We start from the raw sequence: 17,965 nt of genomic DNA on the forward strand, positions 1-17,965 counted from the left end.
CCGGGACGGTTACGCTGGTCCGCGTGCAGGAGACCCACGACGCCCCCCTCGCCCCGTTCACCACCTTCCGGCTCGGCGGCCCGGCCCACCGCCTGGTGACCGCGACCACCGACGAGGAGGTGGTGGCAGCCGTCCGCGAGGCGGACGCGGCGGGCACCCCGCTGCTCCTGATCGGCGGCGGCAGCAACCTCGTCATCGGGGACAAGGGCTTCGAGGGCACCGCCGTACGCATCGCCACCGCCGGCTTCCGGCTGGAGGGCACCCACCTGGAGCTGGCCGCCGGCGAGAACTGGTCCGAGGCCGTCGCCCGCACCGTGGAAGCCGGTCTGGCAGGTGTCGAGTGCCTGGCCGGAATCCCCGGCTCCGCGGGCGCCACCCCCATCCAGAACGTCGGGGCGTACGGCCAGGAGGTGTCCAGCACCATCTCCGAGGTGGTCGCCTACGACCGCCGCTCCGGCGAACGGGTCACCCTCTCCGGCGCCGAGTGCCGCTTCTCCTACCGCAGCAGCCGCTTCAAGGAGGACCCCGACCGCTACGTCGTCCTGCGCGTCCGCTTCGCGCTGGAGGACGCCGACGGGCTCTCCGCCCCCATCGCCTACGCCGAGACCGCCCGCGTCCTCGGCGTCGAGGCCGGACAGCGCGTCCCGGTCGCCACCGCCCGCGAGACCGTGCTGAAACTGCGCGCCGGCAAGGGCATGGTGTTGGACCCCGAGGACCACGACACCTGGTCGGCCGGCTCGTTCTTCACCAACCCGATCCTCAGCCCCGAGGCCCACCAGGACTTCCTGGAGCGGGTCCGCACCCGCCTCGGCGCCGACGTGGCGCCCCCTGCTTTCCCGGCGGGCGACGGCCGGGTGAAGACCTCGGCGGCCTGGCTCATCGACCGCGCAGGCTTCGCCAAGGGCTACGGGGACGGCCCGGCCCGCATCTCCTCCAAGCACACCCTGGCTCTCACCAACCGGGGCCACGCCACCACCGAGGACCTGCTGGCCCTCGCCCGCGAGGTGCGCGACGGCGTCCACGCGGCCTTCGGCATCACCCTCGTCAACGAACCGGTGACGGTGGGCTGCGCGCTCTGAGGGGCGGCCCGCCGCGTTACTGCACCAGCCACGCGTCGATGTCCGCCAGCACCTGTGCGCGGACCTCGTCGGGCATCACCGACGCCCGGACCGACTGCCGGGCCAGCTCGGCCACCTCCTCGTCGGTGAAGCCGTGGACCTCCCGGGCCCCCTCGTACTGGGCCGCGAGCCGGGAACCGAAGAGCAGGGGGTCGTCCGCGCCCAACGCCATCGGCACCCCGGCCTCCCACAGCGTCCGCAGCGGCACGTCCTGCGGCTTGTCGTAGACGCCCAGAGCCACGTTGGAGGCGGGGCAGACCTCGCAGGTCACCCCGCGCTCGGCCAGCCGCGCCAGCAGTCGCGGGTCCTCCGCGGCGCGCACCCCGTGACCCACCCGGCGCGCGTCCAGGTCGTCCAGGCAGTCGCGGACGCTCGCCGCCCCCGCGAGCTCCCCGCCGTGCGGCGCCGCGATCAGCCCGCCCTGCCGGGCGATGGCGAAGGCCCGGTCGAAGTCCCTTGCGAAACCGCGCCGTTCGTCGTTGGAGAGGCCGAAACCGACGACGCCGCGGTCCCGGTTGCGCACCGCCAGCCGGGCCAGCGTCCGCGCCTCCAGGGGGTCCTTCATCCGGTTCGCGGCGATCACCACGCGCATGCCGAGCCCCGTCTCACGGGAGGCGCTGTCCACGGCGTCCAGGATGATCTCCAGAGCCGGGGTCAGACCGCCCAGCCGCGGTGCGTACGAGGTCGGGTCCACCTGGATCTCCAGCCACCGCCCGCCGTCGGCCACGTCCTCCTCGGCCGCCTCACGCACCAGCCGCTGCACGTCCTCGGGGGACCGCAGGCAGGAGCGGGCGGCGTCGTAGAGGCGCTGGAAGCGGAACCAGCCGCGCTCGTCCGTGGCCCGCAGCTTCGGCGGCTCACCGCCCCGCAGCGCCTCCGGCAGGTGGACGCCGTACTTGTCGGCCAGCTCCAGCAGCGTGCCCGGCCGCATCGACCCCGTGAAGTGCAGGTGCAGATGGGCCTTGGGCAGGCGCCGCAGGTCACGCGGGGCAGTGCGCGGAGCGCCGCCGGGGCGGGCGGCCTCGCGGACCGGGCGGGACGGGGACGCACCGCCGACGACGCCCGAGGGCTTCCGGGTGTCCGTGGTGCTGCGGTCGGAGAGGTGCACGCTGTCCATTGACCGATACTGCCGCACGTACGGCCCCGACCGGTAGGGCCGCCCCGGAACGCCTCCCATCGGGGAGCGGCTCGAACGGCTGGCCGCCACCACGGGGAGCGCAGGACGGTGACGGGCCGCGCCCCGCACGGCAGCGGGGGCACGGCCCGTTCAGGCGGCTGCGGCGCGGCTCAGTCGCGCGCCTCGGCCAGCAGCTTCTGGACGCGCGAGATGCCCTCGGTGAGGTCCTCGTCGCCCAGTGCGTAGGACAGCCGCAGGTAGCCGGGGGTGCCGAAGGCCTCGCCCGGGACGACGGCGACCTCGGCCTCCTCCAGGATCACCTCCGCCAGCTCCACGCTGGTCGCCGGCCGGCGTCCGCGGATCTCCTTGCCCAGCACGCCCTTCACCGACGGGTACGCGTAGAAGGCACCCTCCGGCTCCGGGCAGACCACGCCGTCGATCTCGTTCAGCATGCGCACGATCGTGCGGCGGCGCCGGTCGAACGCGGTCTTCATCTCGTCCACCGCCGTCAGGTCACCGGTGAGCGCCGCGACCGCGGCGGCCTGCGAGACGTTGGCGACGTTGGAGGTGGCGTGCGACTGGAGGTTGGTGGCCGCCTTGACGACGTCCTTCGGCCCCACCACCCAGCCGACCCGCCAGCCCGTCATGGCGTACGTCTTGGCCACGCCGTTGACGACCACGCAGCGGTCGCGCAGCTCGGGCACCACCACGGGCAGCGAGTGGTGCTCGGCGTCCCCGTAGACCAGGTGCTCGTAGATCTCGTCGGTCATCACCCACAGGCCGTGCTCGGCGGCCCAGCGGCCGATGCGCTCGATCTGCTCGCGGCTGTAGACCGCACCCGTCGGGTTGGACGGCGAGACGAACAGCAGGACCTTGGTGTGCTCGGTGCGGGCCGCCTCCAACTGCTCGACGTCCACGCGGTATCCGGTGGTCTCGTCGGCGACGACCGGCACCGGCACACCGCCGGCCAGCCGGATCGACTCGGGGTAGGTGGTCCAGTACGGGGCGGGGACGATGACCTCGTCGCCCGGGTCCAGCATGGCGGCGAACGCCTCGTAGATGGCCTGCTTGCCGCCGTTGGTCACCAGCACGTTGGCCGGCTCGATCTCGTAGCCGGAGTCGCGCCGGGTCTTGGCGACGATGGCCGCCTTCAGCTCGGGGAGGCCGCCGGCGGGCGTGTAGCGGTGGTACTTCGAGTCCCGGCACGCCTCGGCGGCGGCGTCGACGATGTAACCGGGGGTGGGGAAGTCGGGCTCGCCGGCGCCGAAACCGATCACCGGACGCCCGGCGGCCTTGAGGGCCTTGGCCTTGGCGTCGACCGCGAGGGTGGCGGACTCCGAGATCGAACCGACGCGGGCGGACACCCGGCGCTGGGTCGGGGACTGCACGGGCGGCTCGGGGGAACCTTCGGGGGAAGTTGCAGCGCTCATGCCTGCATCGTCGCAGAACGGCAACCCGCCCGACACACCGGTTTCCGGGAGCAGGCGGGCAGCCCCGTGCCGTTCTCCACCGCCACCGCGCCCCTTCCGGGAGGGACGGGCGGTGATGTTCGTTCGACGCCCGCGCTGGAAACACGTACACTCATCGACCGTCGGCACCCACCGACCGCAGAGCGGCAGACACGAAGCACTCCGTCGCATACGGTAGGTTGGTCGTCACAAAGGGTCGTAGCTCAATTGGTAGAGCACCGGTCTCCAAAACCGGCGGTTGGGGGTTCAAGTCCCTCCGGCCCTGCTACACGCACCTCACCCGGGGTGCGTGCACGCGTACGTACAGCAATGCACCCCCGCCGTGCGGCACCACCGGGCGCGGCACGGCCACGACCCCGGATTCAGGTGAGGACGAGTGACGGACGCCCTGGGCTCCATCGACATGCCTGAGCGTGGTCGCTCGGAGAGTGAGCCTGAGAAGCCCGTGAGCTCTGACAACGTCGGGACCGACGAGTCCACCGAAGCCGAGACCAAGAAGTCCCGCAAGGGTGGGAAGCGCGCCAAGAAAGGCCCGCTCGCCCGTCTCGGGCTCTTCTACCGGCAGATCATCGCGGAGCTGCGGAAGGTCGTCTGGCCTACGCGGGGACAGCTGACCACCTACACGACCGTGGTGATCGTCTTCGTCGCCGTCGTCATCGGTCTCGTAACCGTGATTGACTTGGGAATCAACGAGGTCGTCAAGTACGTCTTCGGGTGATCCCCGCGGAGAGTGCCCCGCGAGGGCACTCTTTCGCATGTTCAACCCCTTGTAGCCAGGAAGAAGCAGCCACGTGTCTGACCCGAACCTGAACGACGCCGCCGAGCCCGTCGCGGCCGAAGAGGCCGACGTGGACGCGGCCGTCTCGGCCGAGGTCGAGGGCGACGACACCGCTCAGGAGATCGTCGAGAACGCCGACGCCACCGAAGGCGGCGACTCCGAGGGCCCGGCGGCCGAGGACGCCGAGGCCGGGGAGCCCGCCGAGGAGGCGGCGCTCACCGTGGAGTCCGACGTCGAGGCCGGCGCCGAGACCGCTGAGGACGCTGCGCCCGAGGCCGAGGAAGAGGAAGAGGCGGTCGACCCGATCGCCGCGCTCCGCGAGGAGCTGCGCACCCTGCCCGGCGAGTGGTACGTGATCCACACCTACGCGGGCTACGAGAAGCGCGTGAAGGCCAACCTCGAGCAGCGTGCCGTCTCGCTGAACGTCGAGGAGTTCATCTACCAGGCCGAGGTCCCCGAGGAAGAGATCGTCCAGATCAAGAACGGGGAGCGGAAGAACGTCCGGCAGAACAAGCTGCCCGGTTACGTCCTCGTCCGCATGGACCTCACCAACGAGTCCTGGGGCGTCGTGCGCAACACGCCGGGTGTCACCGGCTTCGTCGGCAACGCCTACGACCCCTACCCGCTGACCCTGGACGAGATCGTCAAGATGCTCGCCCCCGAGGCCGAGGAGAAGGCGGCCAAGGAGGCGGCCGAGGCCGAGGGCAAGCCGGCGCCGGCGCGCAAGCTGGAGGTCCAGGTCCTCGACTTCGAGGTCGGCGACTCGGTCACCGTCACCGACGGTCCCTTCGCCACGCTCCAGGCCACCATCAACGAGATCAACCCGGACTCCAAGAAGGTCAAGGGGCTCGTGGAGATCTTCGGTCGGGAGACGCCGGTCGAGCTGAGCTTCGACCAGATCCAGAAGAACTAGCCGGCTTCGGCGGCCGGACTCCGGCCGTCGGCCCACCGCCGCTTCCAACAGGTCGGTCCGGTCCTCGCGGCCGGGCTGACCTGTTGGTTTTTGGTCGTACAGCCATACCCGTTATCGTTGTGCGGTATGCCTGCGTCCAATTTCAGGACGGCAGGCGCAACACCTCTCACTAGGACCCGGAGAGAGCATGCCTCCCAAGAAGAAGAAGGTCACGGGGCTCATCAAGCTCCAGATCCAGGCCGGCGCCGCCAACCCGGCCCCGCCGGTCGGCCCCGCGCTGGGTCAGCACGGCGTGAACATCATGGAGTTCTGCAAGGCCTACAACGCCGCGACCGAGTCGCAGCGCGGCATGGTCGTGCCGGTGGAGATCACGGTCTACGAGGACCGCTCCTTCACCTTCGTGACCAAGACGCCGCCGGCCGCGAAGCTCATCCTGAAGGCCGCGGGCGTGGACAAGGGCTCCGGCGAGCCGCACAAGACCAAGGTCGCCAAGATCACGCGCGACCAGGTCCGTGAGATCGCCACGACCAAGATGCCCGACCTGAACGCCAACGACCTCGACGCCGCCGAGAAGATCATCTCCGGCACCGCCCGTTCCATGGGCATCACCGTCGAGGGCTGAGGCTCCCGCCCCTCAGGCACCCGTGGCAGGGCCAGGCGCTGGCCCGCACCACGACTCCGAACTCTCCGCGCGGTGCGCCCGTGCGGACACGAACTGCTCAGGAGCAGAAGTGAAGCGCAGCAAGACTCTTCGCAACGCTGACGCGAAGGTCGACCGGGAGCGTCTGTACGCCCCCCTCGAGGCCGTCCGTCTCGCCAAGGACACCGCGTCCGTCAAGTTCGACGCGACCGTCGAGGTCGCCATGCGTCTGGGCGTCGACCCGCGCAAGGCCGACCAGATGGTCCGCGGCACCGTGAACCTCCCGCACGGCACCGGTAAGACCGCCCGGGTCCTGGTCTTCGCGACCGGTGACCGTGCCGCGGCCGCGGAAGCCGCCGGCGCCGACATCGTCGGTGCGGACGAACTGATCGACGAGGTCTCCAAGGGCCGGCTGGACTTCGACGCCGTCGTCGCCACCCCGGACCTCATGGGCAAGGTCGGCCGCCTCGGCCGCGTGCTCGGCCCGCGTGGTCTGATGCCGAACCCGAAGACCGGCACCGTCACCCCCGACGTCGCCAAGGCCGTCACCGACATCAAGGGCGGCAAGATCGAGTTCCGTGTCGACAAGCACGCGAACCTGCACTTCATCATCGGCAAGGTCTCCTTCGACGAGACCAAGCTGGTGGAGAACTACGCGGCGGCGCTGGAGGAGATCTCCCGTCTGAAGCCGTCCGCGGCGAAGGGCCGGTACATCAAGAAGGCCACCATCACCACCACGATGGGCCCCGGCATCCCCCTGGACGCCAACCGCACCCGCAACCTCCTCGTCGAGGACGAGACCGTCTGATCGGACGGCCGACGGTGCGCTGAGCGCCGGAAGCGGTACGGACCCCGGCCCCACCACCCTCCCCGGAGGGTGGTGGGGCCGGGGTCTTTGCACGGAGGCCGCCGAACCGTGCGTTAGTGTCGGAATCGTTGAGCAGGTCGCCACGGCCCGGTCCACCGAGGCCGGTTGGCGACCCACGTCGTAACGGGGAGCCGCCGAAGCAGCGGCCACGGACACCAGGGGTGGGGACATGAGGACGAACCGGACCATGCCGTCGCGGGTACGCCGGGGCATCCGAGGGGGCGGTGCGGTGCTCACCGCGGCACTGCTCGCCGCAGGGGTCTCCGCGTGCGACGACGGCAAGGCGCACGCCGACAAGGGCGCCGGGAAGCCGTCCGCCTCAGCGCAGCAGGAGCAGGACGGGGGCCAGGCGGTGCGCGCCGCCTACACCGCCGTCAACAAGGTGAAGTCGGCGCACGTCCACATGACGGTGTCCACCGGTGGCAGCAGCAGCGCGAGCGGGAGCATGACGCTCGACGGCAGCCTGGGCTGGCAGCCGGCAGCCATGGACCTCAAGGCTTCCGGCGGTGTTCTGGACGCAGCGGGCGGTGACTCCGCCGGAAGCCGCATGATCGAGGCTGACGGGGTCATGTACATGGACCTGGGCGCCAAGTCCGGGCAGGAGACCGACGGCAAGCGGTGGATGAAGTTCGACCTCGACGCCCTCAGCAAGGCGGGCGCCCAGGCGCCCAGCAGTGCCTCGTCGGGAGCCGTCCGCAACCTCGACCAGAACCCCGCCAAGCAGCTCGGCGTCCTGGTGGACTCGCCCGAGGTCAAGAAGGTCGGCGAGGAGACGGTGAACGGCGTGCAGGCGGTCCACTACCGCGGGGACATCCCGGTGGAGCAGGTGCTGAAGGACAGCAAGGCGTTCGGTGGCAGCGACGGTGCGCAGCGCAAGAAGGTCCTGGAGGCCGTGAAGCAGGCCGGGATCAAGGACTACAAGGTCGATGTGTGGCTCAACTCCGACAACCTGCCGGTGAAGACGAAGGTCGTGATGGGGGCCAAGAAGGACACCACGACCATGACCGCCACGTACTCCGACTACAGCGAGAAGCCGGTCACCCCGACTCTGCCGCCCGCCGACCAGGTGCTGGACCCGGCCCACATGGACGGCGCTTCCTGACATCCGTCGTCCCCGACCGCTGCCGGTGGTCGGGGACGACACCTGTTCGCAGCTTTCGGGGGAAGAGGGACCGGACTGCGGCGGCCCGTGGCCGCACCGACGGGCCGGATTTGCTCCCGGGGCGTCCGGTCCCGTACCGTAAGCGCGAAGCCAAAGACCGCTGGTTGCTCTCGTCTGTCCGCAAGGTGGGCGGGGCCGAAGGATCCGCTAGCTGCGGACGGCCTGCGCAGGTGTCTTGAGGAACAACTCCCCGGCATTCCATGCCTGGTTGAGCTGAGCCCCGTGCGCCTGCGCCGGGGCGTTTGTTTTGCCCAGCCCCTTCTGCGCGGTCCTCATCACCCGGAAGGAGGCCGAGGCTCATGGCGAGGCCCGACAAGGTCGCAGCCGTCGAGGAGATGACGAACAAGTTTCGTGACTCCAACGCTGCTGTGGTGACCGCGTACACCGGTCTTACCGTTGCGCAGCTCAAGGAGCTGCGCCGTTCGCTCGGTGAGAACGCTCAGTACCGTGTGGTGAAGAACACGCTGACCAAGATCGCGGCCAACGAGGTCGGGATCCAGCTGGACGAGCAGCTCAAGGGCTCGACCGCTGTCGCCTTCGTGACCGGGGACCCGGTCGAGGCGGCGAAGGGTCTTCGTGACTTCGCCAAGGAGAACCCCGCCCTCGTCATCAAGGGGGGTGTCTTCGAAGGGAAGGCGCTCTCCGCCGACGAGGTCAAGAAGCTTGCGGACCTCGAGTCCCGCGAGGTTCTGCTCGCCAAGCTGGCGGGTGGCATGAAGGCGTCCATGGCCAAGGCCGCGGCGACCTTCCAGGCCCCGCTCACGAAGTTCGCCCGCACCGCGGACGCGCTTCGCAGCAAGGTCGAGCAGGGCGGTGCCGGTACGCCGGCTCCCGCCGAGGCCGACGCGGAGTAACACCTCCCCGTCGTCCCAGCGGGCCCGAAGTACGCCCGCCACACATGTACACCCGGCACCAGCCGAATTAGTGGAAGGACCGCCACCATGGCGAAGCTCAGCCAGGAAGACCTGCTCGCGCAGTTCGAGGAGATGACCCTCATCGAGCTCTCCGAGTTCGTGAAGGCCTTCGAGGAGAAGTTCGACGTCGAGGCCGCCGCCCCGGTCGCCGTTGCCGCCGCCGGCGCCCCGGGTGCCCCGGCCGCCGCCGCCGAGGAGGAGAAGGACGAGTTCGACGTCATCCTCACCGGTGCGGGCGACAAGAAGATCCAGGTCATCAAGGTCGTGCGTGAGCTGACCTCCCTGGGTCTGAAGGAGGCCAAGGACCTCGTGGACGGCACCCCGAAGCCGGTCCTGGAGAAGGTCAACAAGGAGCAGGCCGACAAGGCCGCCGAGTCCCTCAAGGGCGCCGGCGCCTCCGTCGAGGTCAAGTGACCTCAGGAGTCTCCTGACTCTTCCTGTCCGCGTGTCGTGGCGTACCGCCGCGTACACCGGACACCACCAAGGGCGATCACCCATGCGGGTGGTCGCCCTTGGGCGTGGTGGTGACGCATGCGTCCACCGGGCGCCGTTGCGGGTAGGGTGATCTTCGTTGCCCGACGGTGGCGCGCTCCAGGGTGATCTTCCAGGGAGCGGGCCCTTGACGAACCGCACGCAGCGCGCAATTCTCAGGACGCGGCATCCGCTGCGTCACAGGCGATTCACACTCCGAGGCATGGATCGTCGACGAACAGGGAAGCATCGTGGTGCGCCCCCTGTGGGCGCAGGGCATGCGACAGGCGCAGAGGGCGTTGACAGCTGAAGATCGCGGCGGTCTCGAGGAGCACGCGGCGCGGTACGGCAGAGGCTCGACAGGGCACCTCGACGCGGAAGCGTCGAGAACACCCACACGCCCCCGGGTGGGGGTGAGTGGCGGAGGGAGAGGACCGGCATCACGACGCTGCGGAGCTCTCGCTCGGACATGCGCTGGACATCAGTGGGCCATGTGGCTACACTGACCCTTTGCGCTGCCTGTTAGCTGCCCCCTGCCCGTCACCAGGGGCATACCCGACATCAAACATCGCATGGTCGCCGCCCTGACCTGGGCCTTCCGTCGATGCGCAGATGCGGGACCGGTACGCGCGTAGTGAGTCCGAGCCCTCGGAAGGACCCCCTCTTGGCCGCCTCGCGCAACGCCTCGACTGCCAATACGAACAACGGCGACAGCACCGCCCCGCTGCGCATTTCCTTTGCGAAGATCAAGGAGCCCCTCGGGGTTCCCAACCTTCTCGCGCTGCAAACCGAAAGCTTCGACTGGCTGCTCGGCAACGCCGCATGGAAGGGTCGCGTCGAGGCTGCGCTGGAGTCCGGTCAGGACGTCCCCACCAAGTCCGGTCTGGAGGAGATCTTCGAAGAGATCTCCCCGATCGAGGACTTCTCCGGGTCGATGTCGCTGACGTTCCGCGACCACCGCTTCGAGCCCCCGAAGAACAGCATCGACGAGTGCAAGGAGCGCGACTTCACGTACGCGGCCCCGCTCTTCGTCACCGCCGAGTTCACGAACAACGAGACCGGCGAGATCAAGTCCCAGACGGTCTTCATGGGCGACTTCCCGCTCATGACCAACAAGGGCACCTTCGTCATCAACGGCACCGAGCGTGTCGTCGTCTCGCAGCTCGTGCGCTCCCCGGGCGTCTACTTCGACTCCCAGATCGACAAGACGTCCGACAAGGACATCTACTCCGCCAAGATCATCCCGTCCCGGGGTGCCTGGCTGGAGATGGAGATCGACAAGCGCGACATGGTCGGTGTGCGCATCGACCGCAAGCGCAAGCAGTCCGTCACCGTCCTCCTGAAGGCTCTCGGCTGGACCACCGAGCAGATCCTTGAGGAGTTCGGCGAGTACGAGTCCATGCGCGCCACCCTGGAGAAGGACCACACCCAGGGCCAGGACGACGCGCTGCTCGACATCTACCGCAAGCTGCGTCCGGGCGAGCCGCCCACGCGCGAGGCCGCGCAGACGCTGCTGGAGAACCTCTACTTCAACCCCAAGCGCTACGACCTGGCCAAGGTCGGCCGCTACAAGGTCAACAAGAAGCTCGGCGGGGACGAGCCGCTGGACGCCGGCGTGCTCACCACCGAGGACGTCATCGCGACCATCAAGTACCTGGTCAAGCTGCACGCCGGTGAGACCGAGACGGTCACCCCCGAGGGCCGGACGATCGTCGTCGAGACCGACGACATCGACCACTTCGGCAACCGTCGTCTGCGCAACGTCGGCGAGCTCATCCAGAACCAGGTCCGTACGGGTCTGGCCCGGATGGAGCGCGTCGTGCGCGAGCGCATGACGACCCAGGACGTCGAGGCGATCACGCCCCAGACGCTGATCAACATCCGGCCGGTCGTCGCCTCCATCAAGGAGTTCTTCGGCACCAGCCAGCTGTCCCAGTTCATGGACCAGACCAACCCGCTGTCGGGTCTGACCCACAAGCGCCGCCTCTCGGCGCTGGGCCCGGGTGGTCTCTCCCGTGAGCGGGCCGGCCTGGACGTCCGTGACGTGCACCCCTCGCACTACGGCCGCATGTGCCCGATCGAGACGCCGGAAGGCCCGAACATCGGTCTGATCGGCTCGCTCGCCTCCTACGGCCGGGTCAACGTCTTCGGCTTCATCGAGACGCCGTACCGCAAGGTCGTCGACGGCCGGGTCACCGAGCAGGTCGACTACCTGACCGCCGACGAGGAGGACCGCTTCCTCATCGCGCAGGCGAACGCGCCCCTCACCGAGGACATGCAGTTCGCCGAGGCCCGTGTGATGTGCCGCCGCCGTGGTGGCGAGGTCGACCTCGCGGCCCAGGGCGACGTGGACTACATGGACGTCTCGCCGCGCCAGATGGTGTCGGCCGCGACCGCGATGATCCCGTTCCTCGAGCACGACGACGCCAACCGCGCGCTCATGGGATCGAACATGATGCGCCAGGCCGTGCCGCTCATCAAGGCGGAGTCGCCGCTGGTGGGCACCGGCATGGAGTACCGCTGCGCGGTCGACGCCGGCGACGTCATCAAGGCCGAGAAGGACGGTGTGGTCCAGGAGGTCTCCGCGGACTACGTCACGGTCGCCAACGACGACGGCACCTACACCACCTACCGGGTCGCCAAGTTCACCCGCTCCAACCAGGGCACCTCCTTCAACCAGAAGGTTGTCGTGGACGAGGGCGCCCGGGTGATCGTGGGCCAGGTGCTCGCCGACGGTCCGTCCACGGACGAGGGCGAGATGGCGCTCGGCAAGAACCTCCTCGTGGCGTTCATGCCGTGGGAGGGCCACAACTACGAGGACGCGATCATCCTGTCGCAGCGCCTCGTGCAGGACGACGTCCTCTCCTCGATCCACATCGAGGAGCACGAGGTCGACGCCCGTGACACCAAGCTCGGCCCCGAGGAGATCACCCGGGACATCCCGAACGTCTCCGAGGAGGTCCTGGCCGACCTCGACGAGCGCGGCATCATCCGCATCGGTGCCGAGGTCCGCGACGGCGACATCCTCTGCGGCAAGGTCACGCCCAAGGGCGAGACCGAGCTGACCCCGGAGGAGCGCCTGCTGCGCGCGATCTTCGGTGAGAAGGCCCGCGAGGTCCGCGACACCTCCCTGAAGGTGCCGCACGGTGAGACCGGCAAGGTCATCGGCGTGCGCGTCTTCGACCGCGAGGAGGGCGACGAGCTGCCCCCGGGCGTGAACCAGCTCGTCCGCGTCTACGTGGCCCAGAAGCGCAAGATCACCGACGGTGACAAGCTCGCCGGCCGTCACGGCAACAAGGGCGTCATCTCCAAGATCCTGCCGGTCGAGGACATGCCGTTCCTGGAGGACGGCACCCCGGTCGACATCATCCTCAACCCGCTGGGTGTCCCGTCCCGGATGAACCCGGGACAGGTCCTGGAGATCCACCTCGGCTGGCTCGCCAGCCAGGGCTGGGACGTCTCCCAGCTCGGCGAGGACTGGGCCCAGCGTCTGCAGGGCATCGCCGCCGACCAGGTCGAGCCGCGCACCAACGTGGCGACGCCGGTCTTCGACGGTGCCCGTGAGGACGAGCTGACCGGTCTGCTCTCCAACACGCTGCCCAACCGCGACGGCGACCGCATGGTCCAGCCGTCCGGCAAGGCCAACCTGTTCGACGGCCGCTCCGGTGAGCCGTTCCCGGACCCGATCTCCATCGGGTACATGTACATCCTCAAGCTGCACCACCTGGTCGACGACAAGCTCCACGCCCGGTCGACCGGCCCGTACTCCATGATCACGCAGCAGCCGCTGGGTGGTAAGGCGCAGTTCGGTGGTCAGCGCTTCGGTGAGATGGAGGTGTGGGCGCTGGAGGCGTACGGCGCCGCCTACGCGCTCCAGGAACTCCTGACGATCAAGTCCGACGACGTCACCGGCCGTGTGAAGGTCTACGAGGCGATCGTCAAGGGCGAGAACATCCCCGAGCCCGGCATCCCCGAGTCCTTCAAGGTCCTCATCAAGGAGATGCAGTCGCTCTGCCTCAACGTGGAGGTGCTGTCCTCGGACGGCATGTCCATCGAGATGCGCGACACCGACGAGGACGTCTTCCGTGCCGCGGAAGAGCTCGGAATCGACCTGTCCCGGCGCGAGCCGACCAGCGTCGAAGAGGTCTGACGGGTCTGGCCGGGGCCCGCGCGCGAGCGTGAGCCCCGGCCTCTCCCCGGGCGACCCAGCCCGTGGGGAGAGACCCCCATCCGGACCCCCAGACCACGATGAAGCGCCCGAGCCCGCTCCGGCGGGTGGGCACAACCCTGAAAGAGGGATTGACGACAGTGCTCGACGTCAACTTCTTCGACGAGCTGCGGATTGGCCTGGCCACCGCTGACGACATCCGTCAGTGGTCCCACGGTGAGGTCAAGAAGCCGGAGACCATCAACTACCGCACCCTCAAGCCCGAGAAGGACGGCCTCTTCTGCGAGAAGATCTTCGGCCCCACCCGGGACTGGGAGTGCTACTGCGGTAAGTACAAGCGCGTCCGCTTCAAGGGCATCATCTGCGAGCGCTGCGGCGTCGAGGTGACCCGCGCCAAGGTGCGCCGTGAGCGCATGGGCCACATCGAGCTCGCCGCGCCCGTCACGCACATCTGGTACTTCAAGGGTGTGCCGAGCCGCCTCGGCTACCTGCTGGACCTGGCGCCGAAGGACCTCGAGAAGGTCATCTACTTCGCCGCCTACATGATCACCTGGGTCGACGAGGAGCGCCGCACGCGTGACCTGCCCTCCCTGGAGGCGCACGTCTCCGTGGAGCGCCAGCAGGTCGAGCAGCGCCGCGACGCCGACCTGGAGGCCCGCGCCAAGAAGCTCGAGACGGACCTCGCCGAGCTGGAGGCCGAGGGCGCCAAGGCCGACGTGCGCCGCAAGGTGCGCGAGGGCGCCGAGCGCGAGATGAAGCAGCTCCGCGACCGCGCGCAGCGCGAGATCGACCGCCTCGACGAGGTGTGGAACCGCTTCAAGAACCTCAAGGTCCAGGACCTCGAGGGCGACGAGCTGCTCTACCGCGAGCTGCGCGACCGCTTCGGCACCTACTTCTCGGGCGGCATGGGCGCCGCGGCGCTGCAGAAGCGCCTGGAGTCCTTCGACCTCGACGAGGAGGCCGAGAAGCTCCGCGAGATCATCCGGACCGGCAAGGGCCAGAAGAAGACCCGTGCGCTCAAGCGCCTCAAGGTCGTCTCGGCGTTCCTGCAGACCCGCAACAGCCCCAACGGCATGGTGCTGGACTGCATCCCGGTCATCCCGCCGGACCTGCGTCCGATGGTGCAGCTGGACGGTGGCCGCTTCGCGACCTCCGACCTCAACGACCTGTACCGCCGCGTCATCAACCGCAACAACCGCCTGAAGCGCCTTCTCGACCTCGGTGCGCCCGAGATCATCGTGAACAACGAGAAGCGCATGCTCCAGGAGGCCGTCGACGCGCTCTTCGACAACGGCCGCCGCGGCCGCCCGGTCACGGGCCCCGGCAACCGTCCGCTGAAGTCGCTGTCCGACATGCTCAAGGGCAAGCAGGGCCGCTTCCGTCAGAACCTGCTGGGCAAGCGAGTCGACTACTCGGCGCGTTCCGTCATCGTCGTCGGCCCGCAGCTCAAGCTGCACCAGTGCGGTCTGCCCAAGGCCATGGCGCTGGAGCTCTTCAAGCCGTTCGTGATGAAGCGCCTGGTGGACCTCAACCACGCGCAGAACATCAAGTCGGCCAAGCGCATGGTCGAGCGCGGCCGCACGGTCGTCTACGACGTGCTGGAAGAGGTCATCGCGGAGCACCCGGTTCTGCTGAACCGTGCGCCCACGCTGCACCGCCTCGGCATCCAGGCCTTCGAGCCGCAGCTGGTCGAGGGCAAGGCCATCCAGATCCACCCGCTCGTCTGCACCGCGTTCAACGCGGACTTCGACGGTGACCAGATGGCCGTCCACCTGCCGCTCTCCGCGGAGGCGCAGGCCGAGGCCCGCATCCTGATGCTGTCCTCGAACAACATCCTCAAGCCGGCCGACGGCCGTCCGGTCACCATGCCGACCCAGGACATGGTGCTGGGCCTGTTCTTCCTCACCACCGACGAGGAGGAGCGCGAGGTCATCGGCGAGGGCCGGTCCTTCGGCTCGGTCGCCGAGGCCATCATGGCCTTCGACGCCCGTGAGCTCTCGCTCCAGGCGAAGGTCGACATCCGCTTCCCGGTGGGCACCATCCCGCCGCGCGGCTGGACCCCGGAGGCGCCCGCCGAGGGTGAGGACGGCTTCGAGACGCAGGAGTGGCAGCCGGGCGACGGCTTCCGCCTGCGGACCACCCTGGGCCGTGCGCTCTTCAACGAGCTGCTGCCCGAGGACTACCCGTTCGTCGACTACTCGGTGGGCAAGAAGCAGCTCTCCGCGATCGTCAACGACCTGGCCGAGCGCTACCCGAAGGTCATCGTGGCGGCGACGCTCGACAACCTGAAGGCGGCCGGTTTCCACTGGGCGACCCGTTCCGGTGTCACCGTCGCGGTCTCCGACATCGTGGTGCCCGAGGCCAAGAAGGGCATCGTCGAGGGCTACGAGGCCCAGGACGAGAAGGTCCAGAAGCAGTACGAGCGCGGTCTGATCACCAAGGACGAGCGCACCCAGGAGCTCATCTCCATCTGGACCAAGGCGACCAACGAGGTCGCCGAGGCGATGAACGACAACTTCCCGCGGACCAACCCCATCTTCATGATGGTGGACTCCGGTGCGCGAGGAAACATGATGCAGATGCGTCAGATCGCCGGTATGCGTGGTCTGGTGTCCAACGCCAAGAACGAGACCATCCCGCGGCCGATCAAGGCGTCCTTCCGCGAGGGTCTGTCCGTGCTGGAGTACTTCATCTCCACGCACGGTGCCCGTAAGGGTCTGGCGGACACCGCGCTGCGTACCGCCGACTCGGGTTACCTCACCCGTCGTCTGGTGGACGTCTCCCAGGACGTCATCATCCGTGAGGAGGACTGCGGCACCGAGCGCGGTCTGAAGCTGCGGATCGCGTCCAAGGGCGCGGACGGCGTGCTGCGCAAGGCCGAGAACGTCGAGTCCAGCGTCTACGCCCGCATGCTGGCCGAGGACGTCGTCGTCGACGGCAAGGTCATCGCGCCGGCCAACGTCGACCTCGGTGACGTGCTCATCGACCAGCTGGTCGCGCACGGCGTCGAGGAGGTCAAGACGCGTTCGGTCCTGACCTGCGAGTCGGCGGTCGGCACCTGCGCCTTCTGCTACGGCCGTTCGCTGGCCACCGGCAAGCTGGTCGACATCGGTGAGGCGGTCGGCATCATCGCCGCCCAGTCCATCGGTGAGCCCGGCACCCAGCTGACGATGCGTACCTTCCACACCGGTGGTGTGGCCGGTGACGACATCACCCTGGGTCTGCCGCGTGTCGTCGAGCTCTTCGAGGCCCGTACGCCCAAGGGTGTCGCCCCGATCTCGGAGGCGGCCGGCCGCGTCCGCATCGAGGAGACCGAGAAGACCAAGAAGGTCGTCGTGACCCCCGACGACGGCAGCGACGAGACCGCCTACGGCGTCTCCAAGCGTGCCCGTCTGCTGGTGGGCGAGGGTGACCACGTGACCGTGGGCCAGCCGCTGACCGTGGGTGCCATCAACCCGCACGACGTGCTGCGCATCCTGGGTCAGCGTGCCGTCCAGGTCCACCTGGTCGGCGAGGTCCAGAAGGTCTACAACAGCCAGGGCGTGGCGATCCACGACAAGCACATCGAGATCATCATCCGGCAGATGCTGCGCCGCGTGACGATCATCGAGTCCGGCGACGCGGAGCTGCTGCCGGGCGAGCTGGTGGAGCGCTCGAAGTTCGAGGGTGAGAACCGTCGGGTCGTGGCGGAGGGTGGCCACCCGGCCTCCGGCCGTCCGCAGCTGATGGGTATCACCAAGGCCTCGCTGGCCACCGAGTCCTGGCTGTCGGCGGCGTCCTTCCAGGAGACGACGAGGGTCCTGACCGACGCGGCGATCAACGCCAAGTCGGACAGCCTCATCGGCCTCAAGGAGAACGTCATCATCGGTAAGCTCATCCCGGCCGGTACGGGCCTGTCCCGCTACCGCAACATCCGGGTCGAGCCCACCGAGGAGGCCAAGGCCGCGATGTACTCGGCCGTCGGTTACGACGACATCGACTACTCGCCCTTCGGCACCGGTTCCGGCCAGGCGGTCCCGCTGGAGGACTACGACTACGGTCCGTACAACCAGTAAGGTCCGGGCCCTTCGGGGCCGCGGTCCACGCGCAGGGCGGTCATCCTCCGGGGTGGCCGCCCTGCGGCGTTGGGGGCGCCCTGCTCCGGGCCCGGCGCACGCCCTTCCGGCCTCGGCGGTGGGGCCGGGGGAGCGGGGGCCTGTGGGGCCGGTGAGGGCGGATCCGGAGGTGGCCGGGGGGATCGGGGCCGGTGGGAGCCGGTTGGGCCCCGAGGAGGACAGGCAACTCCCCCCCGGGGAACGGTGCGCTCCGCCCGTGCGTCGAGGATGATGGGGACACCTGAGTTTCCTG

General features: G+C 69.0%; 12 protein-coding genes and 1 tRNA gene. 11 read left to right on the forward strand and 2 right to left on the reverse strand.

Features of this window, described 5'->3' with window-relative positions; all coding sequences use genetic code 11:
• Window positions 1–23: 23 nt before the first annotated feature.
• Window positions 24–1,079, forward strand: coding sequence for a UDP-N-acetylmuramate dehydrogenase (locus ACFV3R_RS06750; RefSeq protein WP_385576644.1), 1,056 nt, complete (start codon window positions 24–26; stop codon window positions 1,077–1,079).
• A 16-nt stretch (window positions 1,080–1,095) separates the two neighbouring features.
• Here ACFV3R_RS06750 and ACFV3R_RS06755 read toward each other — a convergent pair whose 3' ends face one another.
• Together ACFV3R_RS06755 and ACFV3R_RS06760 are read right to left on the reverse strand one after the other, a co-directional pair.
• Window positions 1,096–2,235 (reverse strand): adenosine deaminase, encoded by a 1,140-nt coding sequence (locus tag ACFV3R_RS06755; protein WP_385576647.1) that lies wholly within the window; start codon window positions 2,233–2,235, stop codon window positions 1,096–1,098.
• 170 nt (window positions 2,236–2,405) lie between these two features.
• Window positions 2,406–3,665 carry a pyridoxal phosphate-dependent aminotransferase gene (locus ACFV3R_RS06760; protein ID WP_385576650.1) on the reverse strand — a complete coding sequence of 420 codons (1,260 nt, stop codon included), beginning with the start codon at window positions 3,663–3,665 and terminating at the stop codon, window positions 2,406–2,408.
• A 231-nt stretch (window positions 3,666–3,896) separates the two neighbouring features.
• On the opposite strand from ACFV3R_RS06760, the gene ACFV3R_RS06765 reads away from it, so the two are divergent.
• The 10 genes from ACFV3R_RS06765 (at window position 3,897) to ACFV3R_RS06810 (ending at window position 17,673) form a co-directional block, all read left to right on the forward strand.
• Window positions 3,897–3,969: transfer RNA gene (locus ACFV3R_RS06765), tRNA-Trp, on the forward strand.
• A gap of 111 nt (window positions 3,970–4,080) precedes the next feature.
• Entirely contained in the window at window positions 4,081–4,422 is a 342-nt protein-coding gene (gene secE / locus ACFV3R_RS06770; protein ID WP_385576653.1) for a preprotein translocase subunit SecE, read from the forward strand.
• 73 nt (window positions 4,423–4,495) lie between these two features.
• Window positions 4,496–5,395: a transcription termination/antitermination protein NusG gene (nusG, locus tag ACFV3R_RS06775; protein ID WP_385576656.1), complete on the forward strand. Its 900-nt coding sequence runs from the start codon at window positions 4,496–4,498 to the stop codon at window positions 5,393–5,395.
• A 187-nt stretch (window positions 5,396–5,582) separates the two neighbouring features.
• The gene (gene rplK / locus ACFV3R_RS06780) at window positions 5,583–6,017 is read left to right on the forward strand and encodes a 50S ribosomal protein L11 (RefSeq protein ID WP_385576659.1); all 435 of its coding nucleotides are present in this window, start codon (window positions 5,583–5,585) and stop codon (window positions 6,015–6,017) included.
• A 109-nt stretch (window positions 6,018–6,126) separates the two neighbouring features.
• A complete protein-coding gene (rplA, locus tag ACFV3R_RS06785; RefSeq protein WP_385576662.1) occupies window positions 6,127–6,843 on the forward strand; it encodes a 50S ribosomal protein L1 in 717 nt (238 codons plus the stop codon).
• A 229-nt stretch (window positions 6,844–7,072) separates the two neighbouring features.
• Window positions 7,073–8,005 carry a hypothetical protein gene (locus tag ACFV3R_RS06790; RefSeq protein WP_385576665.1) on the forward strand — a complete coding sequence of 311 codons (933 nt, stop codon included), beginning with the start codon at window positions 7,073–7,075 and terminating at the stop codon, window positions 8,003–8,005.
• A 359-nt stretch (window positions 8,006–8,364) separates the two neighbouring features.
• Window positions 8,365–8,919: a 50S ribosomal protein L10 gene (rplJ, locus tag ACFV3R_RS06795; RefSeq protein ID WP_385576668.1), complete on the forward strand. Its 555-nt coding sequence runs from the start codon at window positions 8,365–8,367 to the stop codon at window positions 8,917–8,919.
• Window positions 8,920–9,006: 87 nt separating this feature from the next.
• Window positions 9,007–9,393: a 50S ribosomal protein L7/L12 gene (gene rplL / locus ACFV3R_RS06800; RefSeq protein ID WP_385576671.1), complete on the forward strand. Its 387-nt coding sequence runs from the start codon at window positions 9,007–9,009 to the stop codon at window positions 9,391–9,393.
• A gap of 721 nt (window positions 9,394–10,114) precedes the next feature.
• A complete protein-coding gene (gene rpoB / locus ACFV3R_RS06805; protein WP_385576674.1) occupies window positions 10,115–13,600 on the forward strand; it encodes a DNA-directed RNA polymerase subunit beta in 3,486 nt (1,161 codons plus the stop codon).
• Window positions 13,601–13,758: 158 nt separating this feature from the next.
• On the forward strand, window positions 13,759–17,673 hold the full coding sequence (locus tag ACFV3R_RS06810) for a DNA-directed RNA polymerase subunit beta' (RefSeq protein WP_385577477.1): 3,915 nt from the start codon (window positions 13,759–13,761) through the stop codon (window positions 17,671–17,673).
• Window positions 17,674–17,965: the final 292 nt, after the last annotated feature.

It is taken from the genome of Streptomyces sp. NPDC059740 (genome assembly GCF_042733155.1).
Taxonomy (GTDB): Bacteria; Actinomycetota; Actinomycetes; order Streptomycetales; family Streptomycetaceae; genus Streptomyces.